The sequence below is a fragment of the Pontiella desulfatans genome (genome assembly GCF_900890425.1).
GTDB lineage: Bacteria > Verrucomicrobiota > Kiritimatiellia > Kiritimatiellales > Pontiellaceae > Pontiella > Pontiella desulfatans.
The window spans coordinates 1,270,871-1,280,676 of sequence record NZ_CAAHFG010000003.1; the positions used below are offsets into that span (position 1 = coordinate 1,270,871).

Consider the following 9,806-nt stretch of genomic DNA (forward strand, 5'->3'; position numbering starts at 1 on the left):
TCACCAGTCTCCAGCATCCAGCATCCAGTATCCAACCCCATCCCGCCGCCAAGCCCTTTGCTTACTCTGCGCTCTTTTGTGGCCACCCCTCATCCGGCGCAGCCCGCGTTTGCAACGCATCACGCGGCACCGTTCTGTGTATTCCGTGGTTTACCCCATCCCGCCGCCAAGCCCTTCGCTTCGTCGCGTCTTTGCGGTCAATCCATCCCGCCGCCAAGCACCCAGCCCTCCTTTATTAGCGTAGATTAGTGTCAATTAGCGGTTTAAATCAGGAGTCCAGCCATGTCCGAATCATTCCAAGTCAACGGCATCGATCTCCCCGCCGACGTACTCAAGCCCCTCAACGCCCGCGACAACATCAACACCGAAAAACATCGCGGCTACGCCAAGATCCGTTCCACCATCGCCAACCTTGCGCTGATCGAACCCTTTTGCGTCTATCGCGACGGCGACGAATTCTTCGTGCTCGATGGCTATCTCCGGCTGCTCGCCTGCCGCGAGCTGGGCTACGACGTTGTACCCTGCATCCTCTTCGACGAAAAAGAGGCCTACACCTACAACCGCATGGTCAACAACCTCTCCGGCTTCCAGGAAATCAAGATGATGCGCAAGTCGATGGAATCGCTCGACGAACAAACCATCGCCGACACCTTTGGCATGAAAAACATCCGCTACCGCCTGGCCCCCAAACTCGTCGAACAGCTCCATCCCAAGGTCGCCCAGGCATTCGAGCAGGAACTCATCGGAAAAACCACCGCCTACGAACTCGGCGCCGTCCTGCCCGAACATCAGCCCGAGCTGCTCAAGACCATGCGGAGGGTTGACGACTTTTCCCCTACCTTCGTCCGCGCCCTCGTGCTCCAAACCCCGCAGGAAAAGCGAAACCCCGAGCGTCAAACCCGCTCAAAACCAAAGGCCGACGCCAAGAAAAAGCGACAAGCCCTCACCGACCGGCTCCAGGAAGCCGAAGAACAGTACGACTTCTATACCAAGCTCTTCCGCACCTACACCGCCGACCTGCTAAAAATGACCCTCTACGTCCGCAAGGTCATCACCACCCCCGAAATCCGTGAGTATTTAGAGCAACACCATTCATCTGCACTTGGCGAAATGACATCCATTGTGATGGAAGCCCGTTGATCCACCCGTAAGTTACATCTCTGAAATTGGCCCATTCTCTGTTAATAATCCCACAAACCTTTAGCAAGGTCTTTTCAGAGAATCCTCCATTTATAAAGGAATGGCCCTTAATATGCTTTATCGATTTTCATGTTTTGAAGAATGGGGGCTTGGTGGGTGTGTATATCTGGGGTGCTATGACGGATAGGTACGGGCGTTTTAACATTAAAGCAGGCGCGAAATGTCTTCTGGGGCTTTTCTTGCTGGTTGGTTTTTTCAACGTTCATTCCGCATATGGAATCCTCGGTGACACACTGAGGGAAAGCCAGGAAAAATATGGCCCGCCAACCGGTGTGCTGCATAGCGACAATAAAGATATAGGGGTATCCCCTTCGCTGGACTAGCCCCCATATGTTGTGGTATCTATCCATGAATGGAGACATATCCCAAGAATCTCGAAGAATTGGAGGTGAATTTTTCAACGGAAGAGGCTTGTCGGAAATTCTTGTTTGAGCTGCGCTGGCCGGATGGGTTCAGGTGCCCGGTCTGCGGTGGCTCAGATGTTTGGGTGCTGACGAACGGGTTGTTTAAATGCAGGAATTGCAGCCGGAAGACATCGGTAATCGCCTGTACGGTATTCGAGGGAACTCGCAAACCGCTGGTCACATGGTTCCGTATGATTTGGTGGGTAGCTGGCCAGAAGAACGGTGCCAGCGCCTTGGGCCTGAAACGCATACTCGGGCTGGGAAGCTACGAAACGGCCTGGACGTGGCTTCATAAGTTGCGGCGGGCAATGGTAAGACCGGGGCAAGATAGGCTGACGGGAACCGTTCAAGTGGATGAAACCTTCATTGGCGGGGTAAAGCCAGGCAAAAGAGGGCGCGGGGCGGAAGGCAAGGCATTGGTTCTGATCATTGCGCAGGAGAAGGGAAAGGCTACCGGGCGGATCCGTCTTCGGCGAATAGCGGATGCGTCGTCAGATAGCCTTGAGGCGGCGATAAAGGAAACCGTCGAGCCGGGGACATTGATTAAAACAGATGGATGGGCGGGCTATAATGGAGTGAAGGGTTTGGGATATGAACACAAAGTGATTCGTAAGACTGCGGATGTTGGAGACAATTTGCTGCCCTTGTGCCACCGGGAAGCAAGCTTGATCAAACGATGGTTGGGCGGAACGCATCAAGGAGCTGTCAGCCATGAGCATCTGGGCTACTATCTCGACGAATACACCTTTCGCTTCAACCGTCGTAAGTCTCGATCCCGTGGTTTGCTGTTCTTCCGCCTGTTGCAGAATGCCGTCGTAGTGGGTCATACAGGATATAATGAAATCGCTCTTTCGGTTAGAGGGAGAAAGCCAAAACACAAGATGTAGTACCGAGTCCAGCGAAGGGGATACCCCTATTTTAAAATAGGGGTATTCACTTCGATGGACTAGACCCACATGTTGTGGTACACACGTTTCATGGAAGCGTATCCAAAGGATCTGGAAGAATTGGAACTGAACTTTTCAAGTGAAGAAGCATGTCGCGACTATCTTGCATCATTGCGATGGCCGAACGGCTTCCTTTGCCCGGCCTGTGGCCATGGGGAGTCGTGGCGACTGTCAGACGGCCTTTTCAAGTGCAAGACGTGCAGTCGTTAAACATCTGTAACCTCGGGTACGATCTTTGAGGGCACCCGCAAACCGCTGGCGTCCTGGTTCAGGGCGATCTGGTGGGTGACAAGCCAGAAGAACGGAGCCAGCGCCTTGGGACTGATGCGCGTTCTCGGCCTCGGAAGCTACAAGACCGCATGGACGTGGCTGCACAAGCTCCGCCGGGCGATGGTACGTCCGGGACGGGAAAGACTGGCCGGAACCGTGCAGGTGGATGAAACCTTCATAGGCGGCACAAGGCCCGGGAAACGGGGGCGCGGAGCCGAAGGCAAGACCCTTGTGCTGATCGTGGCGCAGGAGAACGGTAAGGCCGTCGGTCGCATTCGCCTTGTAAAAATACCCGATGCCTCATCCAAAAGCCTTGAAGGGGCCATCCGAGAAACGGTTGATCCGGGTACGCAGGTGAAGACGGACGGGTGGAAGGGGTACAATGGTTTGGGAGCTTTGGGCTACGACCATAAAGTCGTTCGGAAATCCGAGGATGTTGGCGCGAACCTGCTCCCCCTTTGCCATCGAGTCGCCAGTTTGCTTAAGCGGTGGCTTGGCGGAACACATCAGGGCGCAGTAAGTCACGAGCATTTGGCATACTATCTCGACGAATACACGTTCCGCTTCAACCGGCGCACTTCCCGCTCGCGGGGAATGCTGCTTTACCGTCTGCTACAAAATGCAGTCGCTATGGAACCCGTTCGGTTCAAGGAAATATCCCTGTCGGTCAGGGGAAGAAACCACAAGATACAGACTTAGTCCAGCGAAGTGAATACCCCTATAAAGATATTTACGTCTATGAGCATGCGGGCTTCACAATATCGCAGACCTATTCTCCAGATGGAATTTGTATAAATTCATTCAAAACTCCCATTAATGACCCTGGTAAGAATCCGCAGCGAGTGCTGGTCACAAGGCCCAAAACGTCCTCCCGCACGAAGACTCAAATTTCCCAGTCAACTTCGGGGAAGGTTTCAAATCCAACCCTATTTCAACCGCGGATCACAATACCTCAACCAGCGACTAAAAAGGCGGATACAAACACGCTTGATTTCGTTCTCCTCATTATATTTGTCGTCGTCATATCCTGGTCCATCGGTTTCATTTTCTCCATCATACGGAAGATTGAAAAAGCGGTTGTTACGACAAAGAAGGCCGTTACAACGGTTCAGGGCGTAGGTAAATTTGTTCACGAAAAAACAAAACGCCCCATGTCGGAACCAGCTCCGGCATCAGGAAGGTATAAGGGTAAGATATCTGCATTGACCAATAATGAAATTCAGTTCCACAAAGCGCTACAAAAGGCAGTGGATAATAGATGTAATATTCTTTTTCAGGTATCGCTTGGGCAGCTGGTTGATACCTGCCACACAACCTATTCGGAAAAAATATCCGCCCGGAATAGAATCGATCGGAAGGTTATGGATTTCGTTTTATGCGATTCCGATGATTTATCAACCATAGCAGTGATTGAACTGGATGACAGAACGCATCTCCGTCCTGCTAGAGTTAAACGGGATCAGTTTCTTGAAGAAACACTAAAAGAAGCGGGGATTCCTCTAATCAGATTCTGGTCAACTTCCGGGTCCATATACGATCCGAAGGTGATCGAATCAGAATTAACCAGTCTACTACCGGGGACAGAGAGAGCTGATGCTGCAGCAGATCCTGATGAAAAATATTTTCAGGCTTATTCCAAAGCCTCAGGAGAGTAAGAAAAGCGATGAAGAATAATTACGTATTGATCGACTATGAGAATGTGTAGCCCAAAAATCTGGAAAATCTAAAGGGCCTTGAATTTTCCGTGATGGTGTTTGTGGGGGATAAGCAGAAGAAGATGCCTCTTAATCCCTTTTTCATGACACCAGTTATGTGAATATCTGCGGTTGTTTTTTATTCTTGCGACGACGCACCGCGAGAATGGGAACGATCTTGACCTGCTCAGCAGCCGTCGCCTAGTAAATATTACTAAACAAATCATGTTTAGATGAAAATCTTTTTAAGGGTTGGGCTTGCTGAGTAGCTATTTAGTTCATAATATTTCAACATGAATGTTCAACCATACTCAGATGAGGCGAAGCAACAGGTTTGGGAAGCGTACGATGCGCTCGATGAGAAACACAAACGGGCTTTCGCGCGGTCAGTAGCCAAGCATGACCCTGTGCTTTTCAAGTACTGGGCGAGGCATTCGCATCTTCCAGGCGGTTATACTCTCAAAAGGGTTGTCTATCGTGAGCACAGTTATGGAAAGAATCTGGATAAAGCCTTGCAGGAGTACGATGAAGGCGAATTGGCCGCTGATGTCGTGGCTACATTCCTCATGAAGGAGGGCCTGGTGGATTCGTTTCTTTCCGACATCCCGCCAGATCTGGATGATCAACAGTATGCCCAATATATTGACGACCGTGCCAAGGAATCGGATTCCGTGTTTGCTGAACTGGCAACGGTCTTCATGAAATGTTACCGCCCTGAATGCGGTAAGCATGAACGTGCAGATGTTGCGGATTCCGACAATGAGATGAAGTATCTTGTCGAGCGTATGGATAATCACGCGGATGCGTTGGAAGAGTTGGCATCCTCTCTTCGCCTGGCTAAGATCCTGAATAAAGAGAGTGTTATTGAATTGGTTGACGCGGCGAGCGAAGATGTCGAGCGTTTGATAGAATTAATGCGGCAATACAGGGAATCAACGGATATTCCTGAGGTGGAATTCAAATCACCGGATGACGTCCATGAACACGTTGAGGCCCTTTGTAATGCCCTGAATGAAGGAAAAGAGAGGGATCAGCTTGTTCGGTTTCTCAGTGCCCTTGCCAAATCCCTGCGTGCGCTGAGGGTAAGTCATCGGTCTGCGACAGAGCGGACTCGCCTTGAAAATCTCAGAGACGAAGCTGCCGGCGAGGTAGACGAGGCTTCCAAAGCGGTTAATCCGACGTGGGCCTATAAAGCAGGCCTGCAGGGATCTGAATGGTTGCGATGGGTGTTTCAGATCAGTGATGAAGAATTGGATGAAACAGAACAGGGCCTTCGTGGCGACGGCTATAACCGTTTGGCTGAGTTTATTGGCGTCGGTGACGCTAACTGGATTGTCGATAAGCCGGAGGATTCTCCTGAAGAATGTAAGCAGGACGTTCTAGAAACCGAGGAGGTTTTGGCACCTGAAAATGAGAGTGCTGGAACACCCCCGGATGCTGCGGATTCTGCAGAAGAGCAGCTTCCTGAAGAAGCCCCTGTATCAGAAACAGCCAGTCCTGAAATTGAACAGAAATTGGATAAAACTGAAAGTTTAGCTTCTCCGCCGAAAAACGAATCCTCGGATCATCATAAGCCAGATCCAGATCCAGATCCAGAGCCAGAGCCAGACAAATCTCCAACTAAGCAGAAAGTGGTTTGGCCGATTGGTTCTGCACAAGACGTGGCTGTTAGACTCGCTGCTGATCTGGGTGAAAAGAAGCATTTGAAAAAGGTCATTCCGGAATTGGTCTGGAAATTGGTGGCCGAAGGCCATATCGATATTGCATGCCACGTTACTCGTATGGCGGAGACTGCTCTAGGTGCCGATGAAATTGACATACATAGTTGGGCATGGGAGTTATTATCCCTTGCTCCATATGTCGAGTATCAGCGCTACGAAATTCAGGACCGGATGCAGGAACTGGTTTTGGAAGCTGATGTTGGAGAGCGGCTGTTTGATAATACGGCTCATTGGTATCGTCTTTCTCTGCGCCTGTTGCTGGTCGCCTGCGGCTTAAGGCCTGCGATCATGGCTCCAGGAGCCGGAACATCAGAAATTTTGGCCCAGCTCCATTTTGGTGAATACCAAGGGCTTCACCAGCTCAATGAATCCGTTACGAAATTCTCTCGCCTGAACATCATGCCGGAACCGCGTCTGATCAATAACGTTCTGACTGAGGAAGAGTGGAAGGAAGCTTTCGCAGAAGTAGAACGGGAAATCCAGCATTGGCGCTTGGCCGCTTCTACATTTAAGACAAATTTCCAGCCAGCCAATCAGATGTGGAAAGAATGGCTGAAGCCAGAGGGCGTTTTCGGTGAGATGCTAGCTTGGTTTGAGCAGAATGATAAAGCTGCGTTGAAAAAGTTGGAACAGCTATGCTCAACAACAAACATTGATGAACTGATTTCATCTACAAGGAATAAACATTCGCAAACCGTAGTAGGGGTGGCAAAGCGGCAGTTGGCTAGGCATGCAGAAGAAGCGCTATCCCTCGCCAATAGGTGGGTAGAGCTTAAGAGGGAACGGTTTGAGCAGGAAAGCTGCTATGGGCGTGATCACTTTAGGAAGATCAGAGATTTGCTGTCTGAGAAAAAGGCTCTTGTTGAAAAGGAACTCGGGGAGATCAAAGCCCAGAATGGCGATGCGGCATCCCCGAATAGAATAGCGGCAGATTTGGTTCAGTGTGTAATTGAGAGAACCCAGTCCTGTATGAACGGCCGTTACAAACGGGCAATGATTCCATCTGATCATACAGATATTCTGGATCAGTGCCTCTTGCGTTTTCCCAATTATTCGGCGGGGCAGGATGAGGTATATTTTTATTCCTTGAAGCTGGATGAGTTGGATTCGATCACAGGTCTCGGTGTCTTGCAGGAAATGGTGAAGGTCCTTGCGGAGGGTTTGCCTGCTTATCACGAAGTATTCGATATTCACTGTGAAAAGGGTAACCTGAACGCGGCAGAGCTCATACTGGACATACTTGAAGGAAATGCTGATGAGCCGGAGTTAATCGAACAACTGCAATCCCGCTTGCAAGCAGCGCATGTTGGTTGGGAGGGCCGCTACGGTACCGAACTAGCTAAGGTGGAGGGGCGCCTTGGCGATGCCATGGCCAAAACACTTCTTTCCTCTACCGAATTTAAAGACTGGTCCGATAAATTACAGTTAAGACAAAAGCAGTTGAAAGATGGAACCCTCCGTAGCGAAGGGCTCTACTTCCAATATATGAACGAATTCCATGAGATAGATTCGTGCATCGAACAAGGCCGAGAGCAGGGACAGAATGAAATTCATAAACGCCTTGAAAAACTGAGCGATATTTCCCCGGCTAATCGGGATCGCATTCTTTCTGTTCTGGATCAGGGCGATGTATATCTTGCAAATGATTATATCGACCGATTGGAAGCTGAAGGTGCATTGATTGAGGCGCAGGGCATTACCGAAGATGATTACAGTAGCACTCCCGCCGTCTTACACACACTGGAAAAACTCGCAAAGTTTGAGCGGCGGGATTCCTCCCTGTGCGTTAAGGCCGTAAGAAGCGGTCAGACCTTCCATTCCATCGATTTCTCAGCCATGGATGAAGGATTAAGGGCGGAATATGCTGACATACTTCAGTTCTGGTTTGATTTCCGAATTCCAACCAGAAAACGTGGTGATGAAAAATCGCCGGAAACATTACTGCGCGGATTGGGATTTGGTGAGTGCCGAGTTGTACGCAATGCCTCAGTTGCCCCCTGGATCTGTGTCGAAACATCAGAGGACGTGAGTTGCCCAGTCCCTCAATTGGGTTCCGAGGCAAATGGGCGATACTATGTGCAGTTCAGCCCGAAGAAGACGCCGGAAAACCTAATCAGTTCACTGAATTTTGATGCCGCTCATTCCGATGCATGCATTGTTTTTTATCTCGGCCAATATCCGGAACGGGATCGACGCAAACTTTCGCATGTATGTCGTGAGCATAAGAAAACCGTCATCGTTGTCGATGATCTGCTCATGATTGCCATGGCTACAGGGCTGGAAAACAAGCTCGACACCTTTTTCAAGGCCACGCTTCCCTTTACCTACTTGATGCCATATCCAGCATCCAGCTCCTCTCCGCTCTCTGCCTCTTCGTGGCAATCATCATTCCTGTAGTGGCCCCGGCCTCAACAACCGCGCCCCAAACACCCGTCGAGCAAGGCATCACGCCACCGCCGTTCCCAACATCCATCGTGGAAACCAACGAAGCCGACGGCCTAATCCTGGCCTCACCAACACCCGTGGTCTACGTCACCAACACCGTCTACATCATCCCATCCAACACCGTCATCCGCATCCAGGTGCGCGACCGCCTCGACTCCGGCGACTGGTTTGAGCCCGTCGTATTCAAATCCCGCACCCCGTACAAGTTCTTCCGCGTCCTCTTCGAAACCGAGGCCACCGAATGAGCCAGCTGCTACCATGTGGCGCGGGCTTTCCAGCCTGCGCAAACGTACCGCAGGCGTCCCGCCTGCCTTGTTCCGGTGCCGCGTCCATCTCCCCCGATTGTTAAAAGCCTAAAACCTAATGACTATCTCTATCTCAGATCTTCACTTGATTAAGCAGGCAACCCTCACCGCCATTCTCCGCGACGAACAGCTCGGCGAAGAGCGCGCCCGGAAACAAAACAACCGGACACTAAAGAACCGTCTCCGCAGCTACATCCAACACCACCGCATTCCCGATCCGCCAACCGTACCGTCGCAAGACCACGTTGGCGCGGAACGCGACTCACGTCGGCTGGCATCCAGCCTGCCTTCTGGAGGGGCGGGGTGTGCCGAGGGCTCGCTTCGCGTCACCCCGACCGCACCACCTGTGGACGATGCTTCCAGCTTCGTTTCATCCGCAGCGGGTAGGGCGGGCTGTCCCAGCGCGCCGCCTCTTCCGGCGCAGCCCGCGTTTGCATAGCATCACGCGGTTTAGTCCGTTAATCCTGCAGAGAATCTTTCATGAAACCTCCCCCTGACACCCGACACCCGACACCTGACACCTGCGGCAGCTCACTCCCCGACGGCTGCCAACAACGCTTTGACCGCATAGACGAAAAGCTGGAGGAAATCCACACCCACGCCGTCAAAACCAATGGCCGAGTCACCAAGCTCGAACGTACCACCCTCGTCCTCGTGACATCCCTGGTAGTCATGTTGGCAACGAACCCCGACGGCTTTATCTCCGCCCTAAAGCTCGTAACCACCTGGTTTCGGTAGTCAGTATCCGATCCGTCCAATCCGTCTTATGCGTCCCACCCGCCTCCGATTTACATGCGGACTCCCATTGCACTTGATCCCC

7 protein-coding genes and 1 pseudogene are annotated in these 9,806 nt (G+C 51.4%); all 8 read left to right on the top strand.

The window, feature by feature from the left end; translation table 11 throughout:
* Positions 1-282 precede the first annotated feature (282 nt).
* The 8 genes and pseudogenes from E9954_RS25670 to E9954_RS25705 all read left to right on the top strand — a co-directional run bounded on the left by E9954_RS25670 (position 283) and on the right by E9954_RS25705 (position 9,724).
* On the top strand, positions 283-1,140 hold the full coding sequence (locus tag E9954_RS25670) for a ParB/RepB/Spo0J family partition protein (protein ID WP_136082119.1): 858 nt from the start codon (positions 283-285) through the stop codon (positions 1,138-1,140).
* Between the two features lie 412 nt (positions 1,141-1,552).
* On the top strand, positions 1,553-2,491 hold the full coding sequence (locus tag E9954_RS25675) for an IS1595 family transposase (RefSeq protein WP_136078811.1): 939 nt from the start codon (positions 1,553-1,555) through the stop codon (positions 2,489-2,491).
* Between the two features lie 90 nt (positions 2,492-2,581).
* A pseudogene (locus E9954_RS25680) lies at positions 2,582-3,520 on the top strand (IS1595 family transposase).
* A gap of 143 nt (positions 3,521-3,663) precedes the next feature.
* Positions 3,664-4,476 carry a DUF2726 domain-containing protein gene (locus tag E9954_RS25685; protein ID WP_136082120.1) on the top strand — a complete coding sequence of 271 codons (813 nt, stop codon included), beginning with the start codon at positions 3,664-3,666 and terminating at the stop codon, positions 4,474-4,476.
* A gap of 332 nt (positions 4,477-4,808) precedes the next feature.
* A complete protein-coding gene (locus tag E9954_RS25690) occupies positions 4,809-8,633 on the top strand; it encodes a hypothetical protein (RefSeq protein WP_136082121.1) in 3,825 nt (1,274 codons plus the stop codon).
* On the top strand, positions 8,612-8,926 hold the full coding sequence (locus E9954_RS25695) for a hypothetical protein (protein ID WP_136082122.1): 315 nt from the start codon (positions 8,612-8,614) through the stop codon (positions 8,924-8,926). Before E9954_RS25690 ends, E9954_RS25695 begins: the two co-directional genes overlap by 22 nt.
* A gap of 145 nt (positions 8,927-9,071) precedes the next feature.
* The gene (locus tag E9954_RS25700; protein ID WP_136082123.1) at positions 9,072-9,425 is read left to right on the top strand and encodes a hypothetical protein; all 354 of its coding nucleotides are present in this window, start codon (positions 9,072-9,074) and stop codon (positions 9,423-9,425) included.
* A 41-nt stretch (positions 9,426-9,466) separates the two neighbouring features.
* Positions 9,467-9,724 (top strand): hypothetical protein, encoded by a 258-nt coding sequence (locus E9954_RS25705; protein WP_136082124.1) that lies wholly within the window; start codon positions 9,467-9,469, stop codon positions 9,722-9,724.
* Positions 9,725-9,806 lie beyond the last annotated feature (82 nt).